The sequence below is a fragment of the Streptomyces hyaluromycini genome (assembly GCF_002217755.1).
In the GTDB taxonomy this organism is placed as follows: Bacteria; Actinomycetota; Actinomycetes; order Streptomycetales; family Streptomycetaceae; genus Streptomyces; species Streptomyces hyaluromycini.
This window is the reverse complement of record NZ_BCFL01000017.1, coordinates 1,083,384-1,105,076: the sequence shown is the minus strand read 5'-3', so window position 1 is coordinate 1,105,076 and position 21,693 is coordinate 1,083,384. Positions and strand designations below refer to the sequence as shown.

General features: G+C 71.8%; 20 protein-coding genes and 1 tRNA gene. 7 read left to right on the top strand and 14 right to left on the bottom strand.

Annotated features, from left to right (window positions below; translation table 11 throughout):
- Positions 1 to 19 precede the first annotated feature (19 nt).
- The 4 genes from SSP29_RS13045 to SSP29_RS13030 form a co-directional block, all read right to left on the bottom strand.
- Entirely contained in the window at positions 20 to 1,117 is a 1,098-nt protein-coding gene (locus SSP29_RS13045; RefSeq protein ID WP_089100691.1) for a PP2C family protein-serine/threonine phosphatase, read from the bottom strand.
- Positions 1,118 to 1,314: 197 nt separating this feature from the next.
- Positions 1,315 to 1,388, bottom strand: a tRNA-Met gene (locus SSP29_RS13040).
- A gap of 82 nt (positions 1,389 to 1,470) precedes the next feature.
- Positions 1,471 to 2,265 (bottom strand): MBL fold metallo-hydrolase, encoded by a 795-nt coding sequence (locus SSP29_RS13035; RefSeq protein WP_089100690.1) that lies wholly within the window; start codon positions 2,263 to 2,265, stop codon positions 1,471 to 1,473.
- A gap of 109 nt (positions 2,266 to 2,374) precedes the next feature.
- Positions 2,375 to 3,316 (bottom strand): nuclear transport factor 2 family protein, encoded by a 942-nt coding sequence (locus SSP29_RS13030; protein WP_089100689.1) that lies wholly within the window; start codon positions 3,314 to 3,316, stop codon positions 2,375 to 2,377.
- A gap of 148 nt (positions 3,317 to 3,464) precedes the next feature.
- Here SSP29_RS13030 and SSP29_RS13025 point away from each other — a divergent pair, with 148 nt between their 5' ends.
- Positions 3,465 to 4,358, top strand: a complete 894-nt coding sequence (locus SSP29_RS13025) for a helix-turn-helix domain-containing protein (protein WP_089100688.1) — start codon at positions 3,465 to 3,467, stop codon at positions 4,356 to 4,358.
- Positions 4,359 to 4,433: 75 nt separating this feature from the next.
- Here the strand turns inward: SSP29_RS13025 and SSP29_RS13020 are convergent, their stop codons facing one another.
- A complete protein-coding gene (locus SSP29_RS13020; RefSeq protein ID WP_089100687.1) occupies positions 4,434 to 5,570 on the bottom strand; it encodes a dihydrofolate reductase family protein in 1,137 nt (378 codons plus the stop codon).
- 161 nt (positions 5,571 to 5,731) lie between these two features.
- On the opposite strand from SSP29_RS13020, the gene SSP29_RS13015 reads away from it, so the two are divergent.
- The 3 genes from SSP29_RS13015 to SSP29_RS13005 all read left to right on the top strand — a co-directional run bounded on the left by SSP29_RS13015 (position 5,732) and on the right by SSP29_RS13005 (position 7,723).
- Positions 5,732 to 6,256, top strand: coding sequence for a MarR family winged helix-turn-helix transcriptional regulator (locus SSP29_RS13015; RefSeq protein WP_089100686.1), 525 nt, complete (start codon positions 5,732 to 5,734; stop codon positions 6,254 to 6,256).
- A gap of 166 nt (positions 6,257 to 6,422) precedes the next feature.
- Positions 6,423 to 7,064 (top strand): GTP cyclohydrolase II, encoded by a 642-nt coding sequence (locus SSP29_RS13010; RefSeq protein WP_089100685.1) that lies wholly within the window; start codon positions 6,423 to 6,425, stop codon positions 7,062 to 7,064.
- Between the two features lie 56 nt (positions 7,065 to 7,120).
- On the top strand, positions 7,121 to 7,723 hold the full coding sequence (locus tag SSP29_RS13005; protein WP_089100684.1) for an O-methyltransferase: 603 nt from the start codon (positions 7,121 to 7,123) through the stop codon (positions 7,721 to 7,723).
- Here the strand turns inward: SSP29_RS13005 and SSP29_RS13000 are convergent.
- From SSP29_RS13000 to SSP29_RS12970, 7 genes are all read right to left on the bottom strand, one after another.
- Entirely contained in the window at positions 7,711 to 10,545 is a 2,835-nt protein-coding gene (locus SSP29_RS13000; RefSeq protein ID WP_089100683.1) for a PKD domain-containing protein, read from the bottom strand. The genes SSP29_RS13005 and SSP29_RS13000 overlap by 13 nt on opposite strands.
- Positions 10,546 to 11,040: 495 nt before the next feature.
- Positions 11,041 to 12,207 (bottom strand): alpha/beta hydrolase family protein, encoded by a 1,167-nt coding sequence (locus SSP29_RS12995; RefSeq protein ID WP_245883080.1) that lies wholly within the window; start codon positions 12,205 to 12,207, stop codon positions 11,041 to 11,043.
- 119 nt (positions 12,208 to 12,326) lie between these two features.
- Positions 12,327 to 13,010 carry a LuxR C-terminal-related transcriptional regulator gene (locus SSP29_RS12990; RefSeq protein WP_089100681.1) on the bottom strand — a complete coding sequence of 228 codons (684 nt, stop codon included), beginning with the start codon at positions 13,008 to 13,010 and terminating at the stop codon, positions 12,327 to 12,329.
- Positions 13,001 to 14,605, bottom strand: a complete 1,605-nt coding sequence (locus SSP29_RS55525) for a sensor histidine kinase (RefSeq protein ID WP_245883079.1) — start codon at positions 14,603 to 14,605, stop codon at positions 13,001 to 13,003. Before SSP29_RS55525 ends, SSP29_RS12990 begins: the two co-directional genes overlap by 10 nt.
- An 888-nt stretch (positions 14,606 to 15,493) precedes the next feature.
- Positions 15,494 to 15,829, bottom strand: a complete 336-nt coding sequence (locus SSP29_RS12980; protein WP_245883098.1) for a diaminopimelate epimerase — start codon at positions 15,827 to 15,829, stop codon at positions 15,494 to 15,496.
- 211 nt (positions 15,830 to 16,040) lie between these two features.
- Positions 16,041 to 16,553, bottom strand: a complete 513-nt coding sequence (locus SSP29_RS12975) for a DUF6879 family protein (protein WP_150134057.1) — start codon at positions 16,551 to 16,553, stop codon at positions 16,041 to 16,043.
- Positions 16,531 to 16,761 carry a hypothetical protein gene (locus SSP29_RS12970; RefSeq protein WP_089100679.1) on the bottom strand — a complete coding sequence of 77 codons (231 nt, stop codon included), beginning with the start codon at positions 16,759 to 16,761 and terminating at the stop codon, positions 16,531 to 16,533. Before SSP29_RS12970 ends, SSP29_RS12975 begins: the two co-directional genes overlap by 23 nt.
- A gap of 213 nt (positions 16,762 to 16,974) precedes the next feature.
- Here SSP29_RS12970 and SSP29_RS12965 point away from each other — a divergent pair, with 213 nt between their 5' ends.
- On the top strand, positions 16,975 to 17,556 hold the full coding sequence (locus SSP29_RS12965; RefSeq protein WP_089100678.1) for a hypothetical protein: 582 nt from the start codon (positions 16,975 to 16,977) through the stop codon (positions 17,554 to 17,556).
- A gap of 525 nt (positions 17,557 to 18,081) precedes the next feature.
- Here the strand turns inward: SSP29_RS12965 and SSP29_RS12960 are convergent.
- Positions 18,082 to 18,798 carry a class I SAM-dependent methyltransferase gene (locus tag SSP29_RS12960; protein WP_150134056.1) on the bottom strand — a complete coding sequence of 239 codons (717 nt, stop codon included), beginning with the start codon at positions 18,796 to 18,798 and terminating at the stop codon, positions 18,082 to 18,084.
- Between the two features lie 53 nt (positions 18,799 to 18,851).
- Positions 18,852 to 19,379, bottom strand: coding sequence for a hypothetical protein (locus tag SSP29_RS12955; RefSeq protein WP_089100677.1), 528 nt, complete (start codon positions 19,377 to 19,379; stop codon positions 18,852 to 18,854).
- Positions 19,380 to 19,514: 135 nt separating this feature from the next.
- Between SSP29_RS12955 and SSP29_RS12950 the strand changes: the two genes are divergently transcribed.
- Together SSP29_RS12950 and SSP29_RS12945 are read left to right on the top strand one after the other, a co-directional pair.
- Entirely contained in the window at positions 19,515 to 20,798 is a 1,284-nt protein-coding gene (locus tag SSP29_RS12950) for a sensor histidine kinase (RefSeq protein WP_089100676.1), read from the top strand.
- Positions 20,786 to 21,436: a response regulator transcription factor gene (locus tag SSP29_RS12945; RefSeq protein ID WP_089100675.1), complete on the top strand. Its 651-nt coding sequence runs from the start codon at positions 20,786 to 20,788 to the stop codon at positions 21,434 to 21,436. The genes SSP29_RS12950 and SSP29_RS12945 overlap by 13 nt, the downstream gene beginning before the upstream one ends.
- The last annotated feature ends 257 nt before the right edge of the window (positions 21,437 to 21,693 follow it).

The window sequence follows — 21,693 nt, the reverse complement described above, 5'->3', positions numbered from 1 at the left end:
CATAGCACCTGGTCGGCGCTCAGGGCCGCCGCACCGCGAGCAGCGCCATGTCGTCCGTCATGCCGCCGCCGGTGTGCCGGCGCACCTCGGCCGCGAGCCGGGCCAGCAGCGCGCCGGGGGCGCTGACGGTACGACCGCTCAGCCGCCGCTCGGGGTCGTAGAACCGGCCGTGCGCGTCCCGGGCCTCGGAGAGGCCGTCGGTGTGCAGCAGCAGTGTGGCCCCGCTCGGGAACGCGTGCTCGGCCGCCCGGTCGGGCCACGCCCCCAGCTCGCCCATCCCGAGCGGCAGCGCGGACTCCGCCGCCCGCACCGGGCACACCTCGCCGTCGCCGTGCAGCAGCAGGGGCGGCGGATGACCGCGGTTGACGACCCGGAGTGTGCCGTCGCCGTGCGGGAGTTCGGCGAGCACGGCGGTGGTGAACCCCTCGTGGGCGTCGATGCCGCCGCGCCGGACGCCCTCGCGCGCCAGCGCCCGTTCCAGCCGCCCGGCCACCGCCTCCAGCGTGGCCTCCTGCTCGGCGGCCTCCCGGAACGCGCCGATCACCACGGCGACGGCGGCGACCGCGCCCATGCCCTTGCCGCGGACGTCACCAACGACCAGCCGCACGCCGTACGGGGTGTCCTGGACGGCGTACAGGTCGCCGCCGATGAAGGTGCCCTCCTGGGCCGCCTCGTAGCGGGCGGCGATCTCGAAGCCGCCGATCCGCTCGGCGGGCTCGGGCAGGACGGCCCGCTGGGCGGCCTCGGCGACCTCACGGGCGGAGGCGAGGCGCTGGTCGCCGATGCGGACGATCCGGTTGATGCCGGCGGCGAGGACGGCGACGGTGACCACGGTGACGACCTCGGTCACGGCGTCGGCGTCCGGGAGCACGGCGAACCGCGCGTGCACGGCGTAGGCGGCCAGGAGCGCGGCCAGACCCGTGAGGACGGTGGTGCGCAGGGCGGACAGGGGCGCGGCGATCAGCGGGGCGGCCGTGAAGAAGGGGACCGCGGTGAAGGGCTGGGGGGTGAGGACGTCGTAACAGACGCCCGTGCCGATCAGCAGCGCGGGCAGGTAGCGGGCGAGGGTGCGGACGGATGCCTGGCCGTGCTGCTCCGCCTCTCCACGGCTCGCCACACGACCCCCCTGATGTCCCACGTGTTCGACGCGTCCGATGTCTTCGATGCCTGTCCGTCCAGGTTTGCCGCTGTGAGCGGGTGGGGCGAATGGGGTGGGCCGGGCGGATGAGTGCGGACGTGTGTGATGGGGAACACGTGCCGGGATATGACTCAGGGCCGGAATCCTCGAACTTGGATTCCGGCCCTGAGTTTCAGTAGCGGGGACAGGATTTGAACCTGCGACCTCTGGGTTATGAGCCCAGCGAGCTACCGAGCTGCTCCACCCCGCGTCGGTGACATCAGCATACGCCATCTGAAGAGGTCGAGTCACACGGGTTAAGACGCGCGGGGCCGACGGAGGTCTCGGCGGGGTCAGCGGACGCCGAAGCTCCGGGCCCGGGCGACCGCCTCGCGGGGGCCGCCGTCGAACGGCTGACCGTGCCCCGGCAGCAGGACGGTGTCCTGGGACAGCCCGGAGATGGCGTCCAGGGACGCGAGGGCGGCGGCCGAGTCGTGGGTGAAGGCGCGGCAGACCAGGCAGGGGCCGGTGTGCCCGGTGAAGGCCTCCTGCGTGACCAGGGCGTCGCCGGTGAAGAACAGGCCCTGGTCGGGGAAGTGGAAGCCGGTGCTGCCGGGGGTGTGGCCGGGCAGCGCGACCGCCAGCGGCCGGCCGGGCACGCCGTCCAGCCGCGCGCCGTGGCCGAAGGTGCGCGCCCGGGCGGGCGGGGGCGCGGTGAAGGCGCCCTGACGGGCCATGGACACCATGGCGGCGAGCGCGGCGGGACGGCGGACGAGGTACGGCAGCGGGGAGCGTTCGGACCTGGCGTGGCGCATGGCCTTGCGCGGGCCGTCCGTGAGCATGACCCGGTCGTCCTCGTGGACCCACACCTCCGCGCCGGCCTGCTGGAGCTCCGCCGTGAGACCGATGTGATCGGGGTGCGCGTGGGTGATCAGGACGGCACGGATGTCGGCCGGGCTCCGGCCGGCGGCGGCCAGGTGGTCGAGGAGCCGCCCCCGCTGTCCGGGCAGGCCCGCGTCGACGAGCGTGAGCCCGTCGGGGTGATCCACCAGGTAGAAGTTGACGAGGGGATCCCCCAGCCGGACAACGCCGGGAGCGACCTCCGGGCCGGCGCCGGGCCGGGCGGACCGGGGGCGGGACTGGCTCATGACGTTCTGCTCTCGTACGAGGCGGACGGAGGCGGACGGAGGGGGACGGGGGGCAGGGGGGACGGGGGCAGGGGGACGGGGGCTCGTCGGCGGGCGCGGACGCCCCCGCTCAGAACATGCTGTTGCCGTTGGCCGAGGTGGCCGGGACGGCCTGGGTGACCGCCCAGTGCTCGACGATCTTCCCGCCCCGCACCCGGAAGATCTCGTACACCGACGTGCCCAGGTCGGAGGGGCTGTTCTGGTCGTGGAGGTGGACCGCGACCAGGTCGCCCTCGGCGACGACCTTGGCGACGGTGGCCTGGTACTGCGGATGCGCGGCGAAGAGGTCCGCGTAGGCCTGCTTGGTCGCGGCCGCGCCGTCGGCGAGCGCCGGGTCGTGCTGGACCAGCTTCGGTGACACGTAGCGGTCGACCGCGCCGAGGTCCTTCCGGCCGGTCAGCTGCTGGACGTAGGCGCGTACGACGCGCTCGCTCGCGGCGGTGTGCGAGGCCGGGCCGGCGGCGTCGGTCTGCGGCGAGGTGAGCGTGGAGAACATGTCGTGGCCGTTGGCCGTGGTGGCGGGGACCGGCTGGATGGTGTCCCAGTGCTCCACGATCTTGTGGTTCGCCACCCGGAACACGTCGACGAGCACGATGCCCTTGGACGTGGCGGACGCGCCCGCGTTCGTCTGGAGCAGGACGAGGTCGCCCTGCGCGATCACGTGCGTGGTGACCGACCCGCTGCCCGGGGTGGCCGTCGCCTTCAGGTTCTCCACCAACTGACGCAGCGCCTCGGGGCCGTTGGCGACGGTCGGGTTGTGCTGGACGTAGTCGGGAGAGATGTACTTGTCGATCACGGACGTGTCGTAGTAGGTGAACAGCTGCTTGTACACGTAGGTGACCAGCGCCTTGTCGGCCGCGGTCTCGCGGGCGGACACCGGGCCGGCGGCGGCGCCCGTCCCCGGGTGTCCGGCGGACCGGGACACGGCGGTCGCGGGACCGGTCGCCAGTGCCGTCGCGGCCGCGACGGCGGCCACGGCCGCACCGATCCGTACCGCAAGGTGTCTGTTCATCGCACTCTCCTGACTCGGAACACCCGCCGGCCCAGCGGCAGGCCGGCGAGGCCGACACTAGGAGCGCCGGCCCGATCCGTCGTCGCCCTGTGAAGGGTGGTACTCACGGGGACAGGATCGGCGCGGCCGCGCCGCCTAGCCTGGCCTCATGGCACAGGGCAGCGACAAGCACGCGCCGGGGCCGCTCGGCGAGTACCTCCGGGCGCGCCGGGCCCTGCTGAGCCCGGAGCTGCTCGGGCTGCCGGACGCGGGCCGCAGGCGGGTGCCGGGGCTGCGCCGCCATGAGCTGGCGCTGCTGGCCGGGGTGAGCACGGAGTACTACATCCGGCTGGAACAGGGCCGCAACCGCCATCCCTCCCCGCAGATCGTCGAAGCCCTCGCCAGGGCCCTGCACCTGGACGCGGAGGGCACGGCCCACCTCCACCAGCTCGCGGCCTCCGCCCCGCCCCGGCGCTCCCGGCCGCGCGGCGAGCAGGTGCCGGCGGGCATCCGGATGCTCCTGGAGTCGTGGTCCGCACTGCCCGTGGTGGTGGCCGGGCGGCTCTGCGACGTACGGGCGGCGACCCCCCTGGCCGTCGCCCTCTCCCCCGCGCACCGGCCCGGGGCGAACCTGGCCCGGGAGGTGTTCCTGAACGACGCCGTGCGCACCCTGCACCGCGACTGGGACCTCGCCACGGCCGGCCTCGCGTCGACGCTGCGGGTGGCGGCCGGGGAGGATCCGGGCGACCCGCGGCTGTCCGCCCTGGTCGGCGAACTGTCCGTGCACAGCGAGCGCTTCCGGTATCTGTGGGCGCGCCATGACGTCCGCCCGAAGCAGGGCGGGCGGGCCCTGCTGCGGCACCCTCAGGTCGGCGAGCTGGACCTCCGGATCGAGAAGCTGGCGGTCCTGGGCACGAACAGCCTCACCATGATGTGCTTCCACGCCGAGCCCGGCAGCCCGTCGGCCGAGCGCCTGGCCCTGCTCGCCAGCCTCACGGCCGCCGAGCCACCGACCGGCACGGAGACGGCCACGGCCGAGCCGCTGCGCCACCGGCTCGGCTGACCTCAGGTGAGCAGACGCCCCTCCGCTTCGGCTTCGGCTTCGGCTTCGGCTTCGGCTTCGGCTTCAGCTTCGGCTTCAGCTTCGGCCGAGGAGATGCCCGTTCGGCGCCTTCGCCAGGTCCTCGTACTCCCCCAGCACCAGCACCTCCACCCCCGCCTCCCGCAGCATCCCCGTCCCGTCGGCCGCCGCCACGAACGTGTCCGGCTCGCGCCACGCCGTCACCACCCGTCGTACCCCGGCCCGGAGGATCAGCTCGGCGCAGGGGTGCGGGCGGGAGGCGCGGTGGGTGCAGGGTTCGAGGCTGGTGTAGACGGTGGCCGTGGCCAGCCGGGGGTCGGCCGGGGGGATCTTGGCCAGGGCCGCCTCCTCCGCGTGGACCACGGGGTCGCCGGCCTCCCGGGAGTGGCCGCGGGCCAGTTCCGTGCCGTCGGCGGCGACCACCACCGCGCCCACGCTGAACGCGGTCCGCGAGGGCGGGCACTCGGCCGCCAGTTCGCAGGCGAGCCGCAGCCAGTGCCGGTCCGCGGCGGACGCCGTGCCGCCCGCGCCGGGGGCCGTGGGCTCGTAGCGCATGAGGACGACGTCCTGGATGCGGCGGGTGTCCAGGAGCCGTAGCCGCCCGGCCTGGTACCCGCCAGGACCGAACAGACGCGGTGCCTTCGGGTCGCCGACGAAGAGGGGGGCCAGGACCAGCTGGACTTCGTCGGCCAGGCCCTGCTGGAGGAGCTGGGTGTGGACGGTGCCGCCGCCCTCGACCATCAGGCGGTGCACGCCCCGTACGTCGTGCAGGTGCTCCAGGAGCGGCCGCCAGTCGAGGTCGGCGCCGAGGGAGACGACGTCGGCGGCGATCCCGAGGGCGCGGGCCCGCCGCGCGCCCTCGTCCGTGGTGTACACGATCTTCGCGCCGCCGGTGTGCCAGAACTTCGCGTCCGGGTCGAGGTCGCCGGTCGCGGTGACCGTGACCTTGAGCGGGTACTCGGGCCGGCCGGCGGCGGTCCGGGCCGCGCGCCGCTCCGGGGAGTTGACCAGGAGCCGGGGGTTGTCCGCGCGGATGGTGCCGGCGCCGATCAGGATGGCGTCGACGGAGGCGCGTACCTCGTCGACGCGGTCGAAGTCGGCGGGGGACGAGAGCAGGAGCCGGTCGGGGCCGGTGTCGTCTAGGTAGCCGTCGAGGGAGACGGCGGCGGACAGCAGGACGAAGGGGTACGGCATCGGACGCGCTCACTCTCGGCGGGCGGGCTGGCTGACTGACTGGCTGCTGGCTGGCTGACTGGCTGCCTGACCGGTCGGCGGCGAACCGGCTGACCGGGGTCGGACCGACCGCTCTGACACGGACGCTTGGTTAAAGTTTGAAACAAACCTACACTGGTCGCATGACGACTCGCTGGCTCACTCCGAAGGAGCAGCGCGCCTGGCGCGCCTACATGGCGGCGACGCACCTCCTGGAGGACGCGATCGACCGGCAGCTCCAGCAGGACGCCGGCATGCCGCACCTGTACTACGGCATCCTGGCCAACCTCTCCGAGGCGCCGGAGCGCAAGCTGCGCATGACCGATCTGGCCGAGAAGTCGAAGATCACGCGGAGCCGGCTGACGTACGCCGTGACCCGGCTGGAGAAGGACGGGCTGATCCGGCGCGAGGACTGCCAGTGGGACAAGCGGAGCAGCTTCGCGATCCTGACGGACGAGGGCATGGCGGTGCTGGAGCGCACGGCGCCGGGGCATGTGGAGACGGTACGGGCGGCGGTCTTCGACCATCTCTCCGCGGAGCAGGTGGAGCAGCTGGAGGAGATCAGCTCGGTGATCGCCCGGGCCCTGGAGGGCGACGAGTCGACCCCGCGCCCGACGGCGGACGAGCTGCCGTGGCGGCGCCGGTCGTCCCCCTGTTCCGGATCGTGAACCCCTGATCTTGAACTCGATTTCCCGAAACCGTACGGAAATCTGTTGCTTCAAATTTAAAGCATGGGGTAGGGTTCCAGCCGTGGATCTGCTTCAAATCTGAAGCAGGCACCCGCGACGTCCCGTACCGGGACTGCCGTCCTGCACCCGGACACTGGAGAGCCCGATGACCGACTTCCCCGCCGCCACCCAGCGCGCCCGCGTCCGGGTCCCGCTGCGCTTCAACGACGGCTACAGCGTCAACGCCGAACTCGTCACGTTCCACGGCCTGACCGACGGGCAGGAGCACGTCGCCGTCGTCCTGGGCGAGCCCGCCCCCGGCGCCCTCCCGCTGGTGCGCCTGCACTCCGAGTGCCTGACCGGCGACGTCTTCGGCTCGGCCCGCTGCGACTGCGGACCCCAGCTGCGCGAGGCCGTCGAGCGCATCGCCGAACGCGGCGGCGTCCTGCTCTACCTGCGCCAGGAGGGCCGCGGCATCGGCCTCTACAACAAGCTCGACGCCTACGCCCTCCAGGACCAGGGCCTCGACACCTACGAGGCGAACGCCGCCCTCGGCCTCCCCGAGGACGCCCGTGACTACACCGCCGCCGCCCAGATGCTGGCCGCCCTCGGGATCACCGACCTGGACCTGCTCTCCAACAACCCCGACAAGGCCGAGCAGTTGCGCGGCCTCGGCGTCACCGTCCGCGACCGTGTCCCGACCGGCGTCTTCAGCACCGCCCACAACGTCCGCTACCTGCGTGCGAAGGTCCTGCACACCCAGCACACGCTGCCCCTGTCCGAGCTGACGGAGCTCAACGCGGGCTGAGCACCGCCGGGCGCGGTGTGCTAGCAACTACAGGCACACCGACGAGGGGAGCCTCCGTGGACGACCAGCTGGCGCGTGTACTCGACGACCTCCACCAGGAGGGGCGGGCACACGACGGCCCGCTGGCCGACCGGCTGCTGAGGCTGCGCAACATGACCCCGGACGCGGCCCGGCTGGTCTCGACGCTGATCCGGGCCCGGCGCGCCACGTCCGTCCTGGAGATCGGCACGTCCAACGGCTACTCGGCGATCTGGTTCGCCGACGCGGTCCGCGACACCGGCGGCCGCCTGACGACGGTGGAGATCGACGCGGACCGGGTCACCGCCGCACTGGCCGACCTGGACCGGGCCGGAGTCCTGGAGTACGCGGACGTCGTCCACGGCGACGGCGCCGAGACCCTGGCCAGGACCCCCGACGCCGCCGTCGACCTGGTCGTCCTGGACGCCGAGCGACCGGCCTACGCGGACTACTGGCCGCAGCTGCGGCGCATCCTGAAGCCGTACGGCATCGTGGCCGTCGACAACGCGGTGAGCCACCGCGACCAGGTGACCGCGTTCCATGAACTCCTCACCGCGGAGAAGGAGTTCGCCGTCGCCCTGCACGAGGTGGGCGACGGCGTACTGACCGGGATCCGGGTGCGCGGAGATCAGCCGAAGTAACCCTCCAGGTCGGCGACGACGTCGACCGAGCCGAGCGCGTTGTGGATGCGAACGGAGCCGTCGGCCCCGACCGGCACCACGGCCAGGACCGGCCGGGTCTGCCCCGCGGTCAGGCTGTCGTCGGACACGTTCGGCAGGCTGCCGTGACCGTAGGCGGTCAGGTGGGTGTTGGCGGTCGGAGCGACACCCGTGAGGTTGACCAGCACCGCGGAGGCTCCCGCCGGGACCCCGTGGACACCGGCAACCTTGACGGTGAGGGTGCCGTTCGCGCCCAGCGCCTTGCGGGGTGCGCCCAGCCCGGTACGGGTGTCGAGGAAACGGGCGGGCGTGGTCCCCACGAACTGTCCGCCGGTGAGGGCGCTCGGGTCCTCGTCCGAGCTCGCCAGGTCGTCGGTGTACACGGCTTGGAGGTCGGCGATCAGCTGGACGTGCCCGGCGCTGTTGTAGATGTGGAACACGCCGGAGTACGCGCAGGGGATGACCAGGTTGGAGACGGTCTGCCCGGCCCGGTAGTCGAGGGTGGACGTGGTCGGCGGGTTGGGGCCGTCGCAGGCGACGGTGATGTAGCCGCTGCCGGTGCCGCCGGTCACGGTGACGTCGAGGACGGCGCCGACGGTGGCCCCGCCCCGGGTGTACTTCGGCAGGGTGACGGTCGTGGTGCTGCGGGGGCCGACCGCGCCCTTGGGCGCACCGGTGCCGGAGCGGGTGTCCAGCACCCGGGTGGGGGTCACCGGGGCCAGGCCCGACATGTCCTGCGTGTCCTTGACGGCCTTGGTGGTGTAGTAGCCCTCCAGGTCGGCGAGGAGGTTCACCTTGCCGTGCGCGTTGTAGAGATCGACGTAGCCGTCGGCGCCCACCTTGACGGTGACCAGGTTCGGGTTGACCTGTCCGGCCCGGAAGTTGAGGTTCGAGGCGGTCGGGCGGGTGGTGCCGTCCGGGTAGGCCGTCACATAACTGGTGGCGGTGGCGCCGGTGTCGGTGACGTTCAGTGCGACCGCCGTGACCCCGGACGCCGGGACGCCGCCCACTCCGAGGACCTTCAGCCGGACCACACCGCCGACGCCCACGGTCCGCTTGGGCGCGCCCGTCCCGTTCCGGGTGTCCAGCAGGCGCTTGGGGCCCGCACCGACGAAGGCCGCGCCGACCGTGGCCCTGGCGGTCGTGGTGGCGGTCCGCCCGCCGGCGTCGGTGATCTTCTGGGTGACGGTGTAGGTGCCGGGAGCCGGGTAGCTGTGCCGCAGCGTGTCGCTGAGGGCGGTGGCGGAGACGGTCTTCGAACCGTCGCCGAAGGTGATCCGGTCGCTCGTGATCGCGTACGGATCGACGTCGATGTCGTACCAGCAGTCGGCCACGTCCGGCTCCGAGGGGGCGTTCCCGCAGCCGACCGCCGAGGCGAGGTCCGGTGTCGGCTCGACCCGGTACCAGAGGTCGCCGCCGCCGACCCGGGTGCCGTCGGCCCTGTCCACCAGCACCACGACCTGGATGTAGCCGCTCGTGGTGGCCTGGGTGTAGGTGTGGGTGGCCGAACCGGTGGCGGAGGTGACGGTCGTACCGTCCCCGAAGTCGAAGGTGTACGTGAACCCGTCCAGCGAGTCCGACCACGGATTGCCGAACCCCGCGGTGGCGGTGACCGGAATGCCGACGTACCCGGTGCCCATGCCGACGCTCACGGTGAGCGGGTCCTGGAACTCCGTGGCGCCCCGGTCGACGTGGCCGGTGCCCGCGCCGGTGTCCGGGACCAGGGGATCGTCGACCCGGGAGTGGCCGTCGATGTCCGTGGACTGCTCGCCCGGGGCGTCGGCGTCACCCGAGTCGACGAGCGGTGAGTGCTCGGCGGGCAGCCCGAGTGGGGGGATCGTCAGATCCGTCTGGTCCAGGTCGTGGGTGCCCTGCCCGGTGCCCGCCCCGAGCGCCTGTGCGGTGGCGTACGCGGTGCCGGCCCAGTCGTAGTCCGTGCCGGTCGACAGCGGGTTGACCGCGTTGTAGTCCGCGGTGACCTGCGGGGCCGAGGCGGCGTCCACCGCGATCTCGGCCGGGGTGCCGGTGCCGGAGCACGTCGTACCGTCGACCCGGGCGACGACGTTCTCCACCGACCCCGAACTGCCGTCGGTCAGGCTGACCGCGTCGCCGCAGACAGTCGAAAAGGTGTCGCCCGCGAGGTCGATGCCCGTGGTGCCCGCGGCCTCGACACCGCCGCCCTGGAAGAGGTCTCCGGCGAGCGTGATGTTCCGCGCCCCGGCCGCGGCGGCGAAGCCCGGCCCGGACGGCAGGAAGACGTGGAGGCGGGTGAGCGAGATGTCGGAGGAGGAGCCGTCGACCGCTATCAGCGGAGCGGTGGCGGCGAGGCTGCTCTGGGCGGAGGCGATGCGGTAGGTGATGTGCTGCGAGTCCGCGACGGCCAGCGCGGTGGCACCGGCCGTACGGGCGCGGATCGCCGCCATGTCGACGTACCGGGCGCCGGAGAAGGTGATCGCCGAGGCCTTGCCCGCGACGTCGACGGTCGAGGTGCTGCCGGACGCGGCGAAGAACCTGACGGGTGCTGCCGCGGTGCCCGTGGACCTGATGGTCACCGGTGCGTAGGCCGGCCCGCTCCCCGTGATCCACACGGTGTCCCCGGGACCCGCGGCGTCCGCGGCCGGCTGGATCTGGCAGAAGGGCTCCGCCGCCGAACCGGGACCGGTGTCGCTGCAGCCGGCGGCCGCGTCGTTGACGTACAGCGCCGTACCGGCGACGGTGTCCGCGTGGGCGGCGCCCGACCCGAGGCAGCCGACGAGCAGCACCGCGAGACCTGCGGACGCCGCCAGCGGATGTCTGCGTCCCATGAACGCGTTGTCTCCCCCCGGCCGCTGAAGGCACCGGCGTTCGGCGCGTGCGACCCGTGAAATCCAGTCATGTGTTCGCTGGAACTGAGGGGAGATTAGGCCACCTTGGGGAGGGCGAGCGCCGATGGGACGGCGCGGGTTCGGCGACGTCCCGAAAGTTTGCGCCGTCTTTGATCAATGTAGGCGCCACGCAAACCGCCTCATCGACAGGCATTGACCATTCCGCTCCGGCTGCATCTCGGCCGGAGCACACACGGCGGATGGCACCGCACCCGCACCGACTCAAGCCCACAACCATGGGATCGAGAGCCCTGGCATGATCTTGCTCGGTGCCACCACCAACTCCTTGTAGTCGTCAGGCAGAGGCGTGCCCGGTTGCCGCTCGACGAGGCGTTCCACGGCGGGATGCACGGCAGTCGGCTTCCTTACTGCGCGCAGCAAGGGATGTTGGTTGTCATGGCGGCGAGCCGGCCGGGGGTGACGCGGCCCATCGCTTCATGGGATGAACTTCACCTCCGGGAACGCCGGGCACGGGCCGTCGAGCAGGTGCCCTCGGTGGTGGCGCAGGTGCAGGTCGAAGAAGGCGAGCGGGTACGCCTGCTGGATCCGCACCGCCCGGGCCGGATCGAGTGTGCCGATCCAGCCCTGGAGGTCCGCGTCGCTCATCCCGACGGCCTGCGCCAGTTGCGGGATCAGGAACTGTACGTCGCAGTACGACGAGTGCACCGCGCCCTCCGCCTGGACGTTGAGCCGCCACCCCCGCAGGTGGGACCAGAACTCGGCGACGCTCGGCTGCGTGGCCCGCGGAAACTCGGCGGTCATCAGCATGAACGGCCGGTCCAGGTCGGTGGTGACCATCGGCTGCATCGGCCCGTCGAAGCTCAGCCCGGCCCGGACGCGCTGGTCCTCGCTCATGACGAGGGCGGTCGCCGTCGCGCCTTTCGACCAGCCGAACATGCCGATGCGCTGCGGATCGAGGGCGCCGAGCAGGCCGGCCGGCAGCGGCCGGTGTTCGGCGTCGGGGTTGCGCCCGGCGGCGAGGTCCTCGACGCGGTCGAGCACGAACCGGATGTCCGTGGCGAAGTCCCGTGCTCCCAAGGCGGGTTCGTCGAGCGGGACGGTGAGCCGGCCGTCGGGGAACTCGCTGAACGCGTCGTACGTGTGATCCACCGTGACCACCGCATACCCGTGGCTGGCAAGCTCCTGCACCACGATGGTGGTGTCCGCACGGTGATCGTGCGCGCCGTGCGAGAACACGACGACGGGCAGTCGTCCGCCCGCTCGCCGCACCGGTGCGCCCTCGTGACCGGCCGTGAGCGGCGCCACCGCGACATCGGCCGGCCAGCCCACCGACGTGAGGATCGCCCGCACCACGGCGGGGGACGTCCAGCGGGCCAGTGGATACCGTTCGACGCCCCGGGCGGGGTACCAGACGGCGGCCATCAACTCGCGGTGATGCCCGGGGCCTGCCACGGGATCGGGACGTGAAGTGTCGACGAGGTGCAGGGGCACCGTGCCCACCGGGTACGGTCCGGTGGGCGCGGGCAGAGTGAGCTGCACCGGGCCCGGAGCGGTCGAAGCCGCCCTCGCCCGGCCTGCGACGCCGATCGGCACGGTGGCCCCGACTGCCACCGCGGCTCCGAGCACGCGACGGCGTGTCATTCCGTCTTGGTTCATGAACGGGGTTGTCACAGACCCTCCCTGGGTTTCCGGGCAGCACTGAGCTGCGTCCGGCGCTCGGGCCGTCGGCCCGGCCCGGCAGCGTTTCGGTCCTGATCAGTTCATTGACTCGGTGGAATGCGGCCTTCACCTGGCGCGGACATGAGATAGGTGAGCACGGCCAGCACACGGCGGTTGTCGTCGTCGGAGGGGGCGAGCTCCAGCTTGGTGAAGATGCTGGTGCTGTGCTTGGACACGGCCTTCTCGCTGATGAAGAGCCGGTTCGCGATGGCGCTGTTGGAGCGCCCCTCGGCCATGAGCTCCAGCACCTGGCGTTCCCGCTCGGTAAGCCTGGAGAGGGGCCCGCGTGCGCCGCGGCTGCGACGGCCGAGCAGCTTGGTGACCACTTCGGGGTCCATGACCGTGCCGCCCGCGGCGACCGTACGGATCACGTCGACGAACTGGTCGTCGCTGAACACCCGGTGCTTGAGCAGGTAGCCGACCCCTCCGGCCCGGTCGGCGAGCAGCTCCTGGGCGTAGATCTGCTCGACGTACTGCGAGAGCAGCAGGATCGGCAGCCCGGGTATCCGTTCCCGGGCGGTCAGCGCCGCGCGGAGTCCGTCGTCGGTGTGGGTGGGAGGCAGCCTGATGTCCACGATCGCGAGGTCCGGCCGGAACCCGAGCAGTGCGTCGAGCAGGCCCGGCGCGCTGTCGGTGGCCGCCACGATCTCGAACCCACGTGCCTTGAGGAGCCTGACCAGCCCCTCCCGGAGCAGGAAGAGGTCTTCCGCGACGACTACGCGCACGGCACCTCCATGACCACGATCGTCGGCCCGCCGGGCGGGCTGCTGACCGCCAGGATGCCGTCGAAGGCCGCCAGCCGTCGCTCCACCCCGGCCAGCCCGGTGCCCCGGGCGGGATCCGCGCCGCCCACTCCGTCGTCGACCACCTCGATGCGCAGCAGACCGGCCGTCCAGACCATGCGGATCTGGAGGCCGTGCGCCGAGGCGTGCCGGACGGCGTTGGTGACCACCTCGGCGACGGCGAAGTAGCAGGCCGACTCCAGCGGGGCGGCGAGCCGTTCGGGCAGATCGATCTCGGTCTCGCACGGCAGGGGCAGGTCCAGTGCGAGCGCCCGGACCGCCTCCCCCAGCCCCCGGTCGGCCAGCATCGGCGGGTGCATCCCTCTGATCAGACCGCGCAGTTCCTCCAGTGCCGCCGCCGAGGCGACGCGGGCCTCCACGACGAGTGCGGCGGCCTCGTGCGGATCGCTGTGGATCATCTCCTCGGCGACCCGGAGGTTCATCCCGATGGTGACCAGCCGGCCCTGTGCGCCGTCGTGCAGGTCCCGCTCGATCCTGCGCAGCTCCGCGGCCGCGGAACTGACCGCATCGGCCCGCGTCTCGGTCAGCTCCCGCACCCGCCGGGCCAGCGCCGGGTCCGGCCCGCGACCGAGCAGCCGACCGGCGTCCGCCAGCACGGTCCTCGGCAGCAGCCACAGCCCGAGGGCCAGCAGCACCGCCCCCTGGATGCCGCCGAGGACCGACGCATGGTGAGCCACCATCTCGAAGTCGAGGGACGGCGCCGGCATGCCCGGCGAGCCGAACTTCCGCACCTCCAGCAGGTGTTGCCCGAACCCGCTCTGGGCGACGTCGTACGCCCCGATCCCCACCAGCCCCAGGGCCGCCAGGTCCGCCGCCGCCCTCGGCCACCGCACCAGCCCGGCCACGACGGCCGCCAGCAGCGCCAGCCCGACCAGGTAACTCGTCACGGCCGGCCCGATCCCGGTGCCCGGCGACGCGGACCGCCACAGATCGAGGCCGAGCAGGTCACCGGTCATCACCATCACGGCGGGCAGCAGCAGGGCCCAGCGCGCGGACCTGAGCGCATCGGCTCCGGCCAGGCGCCCGGGCCTGCCGTTCGCCGGCCGGCGCAGCGCAGCACCGGCGAGGACGGCGAGCACCGGGATGCTCACACAGCCCACCAGGACATTCAGGGGTGTCAGGCCGTAGGAAACAGCGGAACGCGTGAGCGCATGCGTGAGCCAGTACGTCCATTCCAGCAGTTCGCCGGTCACCGCTGCGACCAGGGGCAGCACCCACCGCCCGGGCACGCGCGCCGAGGGGAGCAGCGTGGTGGCCAGCAGACCGGCCATCAGCAGCGCCGCCGCGAGCAGCCCGTCGGGTTGGAGATCCGGCACGGTGACGATGTAGCCCCCCGTTCCGGCAGTGTTGTGCAGGGCGAGCAGCAGAGCCGGCACACTGCCGTACGCGGCCGTGCCCACCAGTCCCGCCACGACCGGCCAGCCGATCCGCCCAGCCGGTCGCCCGGTACGCACCGGCCGGTCCCGCGCCTGTTCCGCCCTGAAGGCCAGCACGGCACAGACCGCGGTCAGTGCCACGAGCACGCCCCCCGGCCAGGGCGCCCCGTCCACCGGAAACGGCCACATATCCGCCCCCCCGTCCCGTCTTCCGGGCCACGCGCTGTGACCCGGAGATCATGCTGCTGCGAGGGGACCGGCAAGCGCCATGGGCCGAAACCTACTTCTGAGGTAGGCAAACACCCACCCCACCGAGAAGGTCTCCGGCCCGCCGGCCGAATCGTGTCGGCGGCACTTCGGGCCGGCACCGGGCCGAAAAGCGATCTCCAAGCCCGGGAAACACCGCGAGCCCCAGTCCAGACGAGGTCTGAGCTGGGGCTCCTCGGTAGGCCGTGTGGGACTCGAACCCACAACCAATGGATCAAAAGTCCTGGCCAAAGCTTGCTGGGTGGTTCCGGACGGTTCTTCGGTGTCCGAAACCACCTGGTCAGGACTGATGTGACTCGTGACCCGGTCTTCTCCGTGATGGCCTGTGCGGTTCCGTCCGCTCACGCATCGCTCACGCAGAAGGACGCGCTGACCAGTACGTTCGCCAGGTCCCGCACCCTCACTGTTCCGACCGGTAGGTACGCGTCGACCTGCATCTAGTCGTGTCAACGGAAGTCTGTGGCCGTAGCGTCAAGCCTCAGTTGATCTTCATCCTCCGCCACTGCACGAGGAACCGTTCCCGCGATCACGTCATCCAGTCCGTGAGGTGATCGCCCGGCATCCGTGCAGTGCACTAAACACGCCTAGTCACCCAGGGTGTTAAGCAGTCCCAATCCGGCGAGGCAGGAGGGAACGACAGCGGCCCAGATTGCATCTTCACTCCTGGCCCACAGAGCGCCCGATGGAACTGCAACGAGAAGAACAATCCGGCACAGGCGGCGGAACCGCTTCCGGGACCGCGCCGACTGAGCCGCTGCAGCCTCACGCCGCCGCCTCTGCGCATCTTCGGTGGCCCATTGGCTTTCCGTGCGCGCACGGAGCCGTGCCAGGAACGCGGCACCAGATCGGTCTGCCGTTGATGACGGCCTGTAAGCGCCGGGGGTGGACCGCGCCGTTCTCGGCCGTCACCCACACGGAGTCGTCGGATACGACCGACTCGTGCTCCACGCCGGCCGTGTGGAGACTCATCTGCAGGAAGCCGTGATCGCGGTGGGCGGCCCAGGCGGAGCACCGCAGAGCATTGCCGCACATGGTGGCGATCGAGCCGTCCGAGTTGAAGCAGGTGACGTCGAGGACGGCAGGGCTGTGGCTGGCCAGTCTGCTGATGACGAGGCCGTCCGCGCCTACGCCGGTACGCCGGGCACACAGCCGCCGGCGTCGCAGCCCACCGTTTGCTCTGGGCCAACGCTCGCTTGGTGAGTCCGGCCGCTTTTCGGATCTCGGCCAGACGCTGTCCGAGCGCCTTGCGGGCTTCCTGGACGCTCGAAGATGGCGATGTCATGTCGGTGCGACGGTGCCGTTCGGGCTGTCAGACCAGATCGAACGCCGCGTGGGGCGTCGCACGCTGCCACACGGCCTCGAAGGCCGCCTCGCAGAGCTTCGCCACCTCGGGGTCTTCCGTGAGCTCGACCTCCATATTCTCGCCCTCGCCGTCGAAGTGGTTGACGAGCACGAGGTGGGAGTCGAACAGCCAGAAGTCGTTGCCCGGAAGCGCGATGTCGGTCGCGTTGCGTCGTGAGAGCCACCGCACGCCTTCGCCGGCCGCGATGTTCAGCCCGTCCGTCACGTCGTACTCGAAGCGGATGTACTCACTGACCGGTGTCGAGACGACGCGGGCACGTCGGACCTCGACGCCTCGCGAGGTCGCCTCCGTGACGATGGCGTGCCAGTCGGCCCAGCGCTCGGCGGGGTCGAGGACCATGCCGGCCTTCCAGTCGACGAAGGCCGGGTCCGACTTCATGTAGGCGTCGCGCATCTCCAGATGGACAGCCGTCCTCTGGCAGTCGCGGAACAGCTCCTCAAACGTCGGGGTCCTCGTCATCCTTCTTCACCTCCAGGAAGAACTGCACCATGCGCCGGGGGATCTCCACCACCGACTCATGGCCCGGGATGTCCATCTGCCCGAGACGCTCGGCGTCCTCCACCTTCCACCCCTGCACGAGGTAGCTGTCCTTCTCCTCGTCGAGGTAGAGGGTGGGCGAGCCGCCACTCGGACTCTCCGGGTCCTTGCCGAGCTTGCGCAGGGCCATGATGTCCTCCTCGGATGCCGGTAAGGATCTCTGTGCCAGAGCTTGCCCGTGACCGGGCTGCCGAGCCAGGAACTTGCCCAAACTTGCCAGGACTTGGAGAGCGGCCGGCGAGCAAGCAGTTGTCGTGGAGCTGAAGACCCCGGAACGATCCCTGTCAGAGCCCCAGCGGGCGGGCAAATCGCCGGGGTTGATTTCACTGCTATCACCCGCCGGGTGACTCGTGATGAGGCAATCCTCGACTCGATCCGGCGGGACTTCGGTCTCGCCGAGGTACTCTGGCGTGTCTGCGAGTTTGATCTCTCACGCAGCGATCCCGGCGAGCACATTCGCCTTTCGTCCGGGATCGCCTTGGAGGGCATCGCAGGCGACTACACGGGCGGAACGTTCTTCCTCTGCGGTGAGGGCGGCAAGGACCGCCCTGTGCTCTATGCCAGCTCCGAAGGACAGGCTGGTCTGATCGGCAGCAGCCTGGCCGAAGCGTTGGAGATCACGGTTGGGCTGCCGTCCTGGTGGGATTGCCTAAAGTTCTCGGGATCCGGCGATCTGACGGTCATGCGAACCACCGTCGATCACCTTCGTTATGACGAGCTTGCGAACGAGCCCGAGACGGACGCGGATCGAGTAACGGTCGCTCGTGCGCTGGGCTTGGAACTCGGCGCCGTCCCGTCTCTGTTGGCCCGCCTGCATGCTGCGGTGTCAGCGACGGTGCCCGACTTCGTCCTCACGAGCGATGCAGGCGAGTACGAGTCTCTGTTCGGTCCGTGGTTGCCGAGCCGCAACCCTGCCTGGCGGTGAATACCGCACGTCATCAATAGGTGATCTCGACCAGTATTTCGCGCCGCCAGCCTGCCCGGGGAATCACGCCGGGCAACCGTCCACGTCCATCTGTTCGCATTTCGACTGGCCCACGGGGCGATGCCCCAGCTCGGTTGGTGCGGCACCGAAGACCAGATTTCTGCCACCGCTGCGATTCCCACGGCTACACCAGCCCCGCTCACCTGTGGCTGGGTACCACCGCCGAAAACCGCGCGGAATGGGCCGGTCGGCACTGCACCACCACAGGCCCACTCGCAGAACTCCGCGAGGCTGCTGGACGCATTCGCGTTATGGCCGCCGCCCGGGCTTGCTGCCGGAGAGGAGCCCAGCGCAATCGATGACCGGATTCACGCAGCAGAAGCCACAGGACTCCCCTCCCACCTCGTGGGGGCGCCGCGGTTTTCGTGGCTGGCCGCGGTTGGGGCGGAGCCCGCTCGCCTCTTGGAGCGGCCTACCGCGCACCAGGTTGTTCAGCTCGGTGATCGCGGTCCCTACGTGTGGTGCTCACGCTTTCCCGTCGTCGCTTTCCCGGTCGCCGTCGGCGAGGTGCTCGCCCTGGCGAACGGGCGCGTGGGCTCCGCAGGGTCGGAAGCGGGCGAGGTATGCCGGGCTTGGGCCGCGGCGCTCGGTCAGGTGGAGGCCGGCGGCGTCGGCGAGCCGGTGCAGCCGGCCGAAGGGGATCCAGTGCCGGTCGAAGAACTCGCCGATCACCAGTCGCCCGCCTGGTGCCAGCACCCGTGCCGCCTCGCGCAGTACCCGATCCGGCTCGGGGATCTCGCCGAGCGCGGTCACGGCGTATATGGCGTCGAATGCCCCGTCGGCGTAGGGCAGTTCACGTGCGTCCGAGCGGGTGGGCGTGATCGTCGCCAGGCCGTCGCGCTCCGCGCGGCACATCACGTGGTCGAGCATCTCCTGCTGGATGTCGAGCACATCGAGCCGTCCCTCCGGCCCGAGCTGCGGGGCGACGTGCAGCGACTGCAGTCCGGTCCCCGGGCCGATCTCCAGGATCCGCTCCCCCGGCCGCAGCCGCAGTACGGCGTCCATCCGGTCGGCGGTCAGGAACGGCAACGGCACGTCGAGCAGGCCGCGTTGGGCGTACGGATAGGGCGCCGTGTCGCCCAGCCACCAGGCGGCGGCCAACGCGGCGCCCGCGCCGGCGGCGACCGCCCAGCGGGTCCGGGCCGGGATCAGGGCGACGGGGGCGGTGGTGATGCGGTGCATGGTGTTCTCCGGTGGATCGATTCGGTCCGTGGTACGTAGTCGGGCGGTCGGCGTCACGCGGGCCGGCTCAGCGCCCGCAGCGCCAGCCGGCCGCACAGCGTGGCGAGCGGCAGCTCGGCGCCGAGCGCCATGGCGACCGCGGTGGCGAAGTCGCCGCCCGGGGCCGCGGTCGTGGTGTCGAACCAGGCGTCCACCGCAAGCAGCGTCGCAGTCGCGGCGGCTGCCAGGGCGTGCCGCCGGTCGCCGCGGGCGGCGAGGAGGCCGGTGGCGATCAGGCCGAGCGCCTCCAGCGCGTCGAGCCCGACCCAGGCGACCGGCCAGTGCGCCGCGGTCGCGGTGGCCGGCAGGCCGGTGGCCAGCACGTACAGCCACGGCAGCAGGGCGAGCCCGCAGGCGACCAGCAGCCACCCGGCCCGCCGCATGCCCCGCGCCGGGCGCGGTTCCTCCGCCTCTTCGTGGAGCGGGATGACCTCGGCGCGGCCGAAGTCCTCGGCGCTGGCCACGGCGCTGGCCACTTCCTCATCGCACAAGCCCAGTTGACGCATCGTCTTCCCCCGCTCCCCGCCGGCTCTCCCCTTCACGTGCTCCACCCTCCGCCGCACACCAGGGCGCCGTCAGTCACGCAGGGTTCCGACCCGGGGTGGAGACAAGTGCACCCCCGAACCGGGCGGGAGCGTCATGGCACGGGGATGGCCTGCGGCTTTACCGTTTGACGCATGCAACTCACGACGTGGCTGCAGCTGGTGCCGGGCCGGCCGTTCCGCAGGGCGGGACACCGGACCGCGCTCGTCGCCGCCGGCCTGCCGCTCCACCTCGCCGTGGTGCCACTGTGGCTCTGGCTGGTCGGCACGCTGGCGGCGTTGGTGCCGGCCGTGACTCCGCTGCCCGTGCTGCTCACGCTCGTGGCGCTGCCCGTGCTGCTCACGCTCGCGGTGACACCCCTGCTGACCGTCGGGCAGCGGCGGCGCTACCGGGCGCTCGTCGGCAAGGACCTCCCGCGCCCCGCCGTACCCGGGCCGGGACGCAACTGGAAGTCGGCGGTGCGCCGGCTGACCACGCGGGCCTTGTGGCGGCAGGTCTGCTACCACGCCGTGGCGGGTCCACTGCTCGCTGTCCTGGACCTCGCCGTCCTCGCCGTCTGGGCCGTCGCTCTCGTGGCCGCCTCCCTCTACGTGTGGATCTGGGCGCTGCCCTCGCAATGGCGGGTCACCGACGTCGGGTACACCACGCAGGCCGCGTACATCACCGCCGGCGGTCTCGCCCTGCTGTTCCTCGGGCCCCGGCTGACCGGCGCTCTGGTGCGGCTGGAGACCCGGGCGGCCGAGGTCCTGCTCGGCCCCAGCCGCACGGAGAAGCTGGCCCGCCGGGTCGCCGACCTCGCCGAGAGCCGGGCCGGCGTGCTCGACGCCGCCGACGCCGAGCGGCGGCGGATCGAGCGCGACCTGCACGACGGCGCGCAGCAGCGCCTCGTCTCACTCGCCGTCAACCTGGGCCTGGCCAGGTCCACCCTCGGCGACCTGCCGGAGGACGCCCGCAAGGTGATCGACGAGGCGCACCGCGAGGCGAAGGAGGCGATCGCCGAGCTGAACAACCTGGTGCGCGGTCTGCATCCGGCCGTCCTTGAGGACCGCGGCCTCGACGCCGCGCTGTCCGGGGTCGCCGCCCGCCTCCCGATCCCGGTGCGCGTGGCGGTGGACCTGCCGCAGCGCCCCTCACCCACGGTCGAGGCCGTCGCGTACTTCGTGGTCTCCGAAGCCCTGACGAACATGGTCAAACACGCCCAGGCGACCCGGGCGGACGTGACCGTGGACCGGATCGGGGAGACACTGCTGGTGGTCGTCGCGGACGACGGAGCGGGCGGCGCGGATCTCGCGGCGGCCGGCGGCACCGGGCTCGCCGGGCTCGCCAAGCGCGTCGCGTCCGTCGACGGCACGTTTTCCTGCCGCAGCCCCGCCGGGGGGCCGACCGTCATCACCGTGGAGCTGCCGTGCGCGCCGTGATCGCCGAGGATTCCCTCTTGCTGCGCATCGGTGTGGTCAAGGTGCTGGAGGCGGCCGGCTTCGAGATGTGCGCGCAAGTCGCCGACGCAGAAGGGCTGCTGGCGGCCGTCGAGGAGCACCGGCCCGACATCGCCGTGGTCGACGTGCGCATGCCGCCCGGCTTCACCGACGAGGGAGTGCGCGCCGCGCTGGTGATCCGCCGCCAGTACCCGCGTACCGCCGTGCTCCTGCTGTCGCAGTACGTAGAGGAGCGGTACGCGGCCGATCTGCTCGCCGCCAACACCTCGGGCGTCGGCTATCTGCTCAAGCAGCGGGTCGCCGACGTCGAGGAGTTCGCCGAGGCGGTACGCCGGGTGGCGGCCGGCGGCACCGCGCTCGACCCGCAGGTCGTCGCGCAGCTGCTGGTGCGCCGGCACAGCGATCCGCTCGACCGGCTGACGCCGCGCGAGCGGGAGGTGCTGGAGCTGATGGCGGGCGGCCGGTCCAACTCCGGCATCGCCGCCGAGCTGGTGGTGAGCGAGAGCGCGGTCGCCAAGCACATCAACAGCATCTTCACCAAGCTCGACCTGCCCAAGGCCGACGCCGACCACCGCCGCGTCCTGGCGGTGCTGCGCTTCCTGGGCGTTGCGACCGCATAGTGCGCGATCCTGCCCGTATGTCCAGTCGACAACGGTGCTGATCGCCATTTGGTGGGGAATACGGCGCCTTCGGACACGTGCTCTTCACCAGGCTTTGCCGCGGTGGGCGTCGAAGGCGGTGGCCGTGGTGCGCAGGGCCACGGCATGGGTGGGGCCGGTCAGCGCTGGTGTATTCGCAGTCTTCGGGGGTTGGGCGGGGTGGCTCGGGCTGGTCGGCCGATGTCCGGAGCAGACGTGATGTCAGGGCGGTCGTCGCG

Bases quoted from the DNA above. Each gene is read 5' to 3' on its own strand.
- SSP29_RS13035 (WP_089100690.1), bottom strand. From the start codon at position 2,265: ATGAGCCAGTCCCGCCCCCGGTCCGCCCGGCCCGGCGCCGGCCCGGAG.
- SSP29_RS13030 (WP_089100689.1), bottom strand. From the start codon at position 3,316: ATGAACAGACACCTTGCGGTACGGATCGGTGCGGCCGTGGCCGCCGTC.
- SSP29_RS13025 (WP_089100688.1), top strand. From the start codon at position 3,465: ATGGCACAGGGCAGCGACAAGCACGCGCCGGGGCCGCTCGGCGAGTAC.
- SSP29_RS13020 (WP_089100687.1), bottom strand. From the start codon at position 5,570: ATGCCGTACCCCTTCGTCCTGCTGTCCGCCGCCGTCTCCCTCGACGGC.
- SSP29_RS13015 (WP_089100686.1), top strand. From the start codon at position 5,732: ATGACGACTCGCTGGCTCACTCCGAAGGAGCAGCGCGCCTGGCGCGCC.
- SSP29_RS13010 (WP_089100685.1), top strand. From the start codon at position 6,423: ATGACCGACTTCCCCGCCGCCACCCAGCGCGCCCGCGTCCGGGTCCCG.
- SSP29_RS13000 (WP_089100683.1), bottom strand. From the start codon at position 10,545: ATGGGACGCAGACATCCGCTGGCGGCGTCCGCAGGTCTCGCGGTGCTG.
- SSP29_RS12995 (WP_245883080.1), bottom strand. From the start codon at position 12,207: ATGACACGCCGTCGCGTGCTCGGAGCCGCGGTGGCAGTCGGGGCCACC.
- SSP29_RS12975 (WP_150134057.1), bottom strand. From the start codon at position 16,553: ATGACGAGGACCCCGACGTTTGAGGAGCTGTTCCGCGACTGCCAGAGG.
- SSP29_RS12970 (WP_089100679.1), bottom strand. From the start codon at position 16,761: ATGGCCCTGCGCAAGCTCGGCAAGGACCCGGAGAGTCCGAGTGGCGGC.
- SSP29_RS12960 (WP_150134056.1), bottom strand. From the start codon at position 18,798: ATGCACCGCATCACCACCGCCCCCGTCGCCCTGATCCCGGCCCGGACC.
- SSP29_RS12950 (WP_089100676.1), top strand. From the start codon at position 19,515: ATGCAACTCACGACGTGGCTGCAGCTGGTGCCGGGCCGGCCGTTCCGC.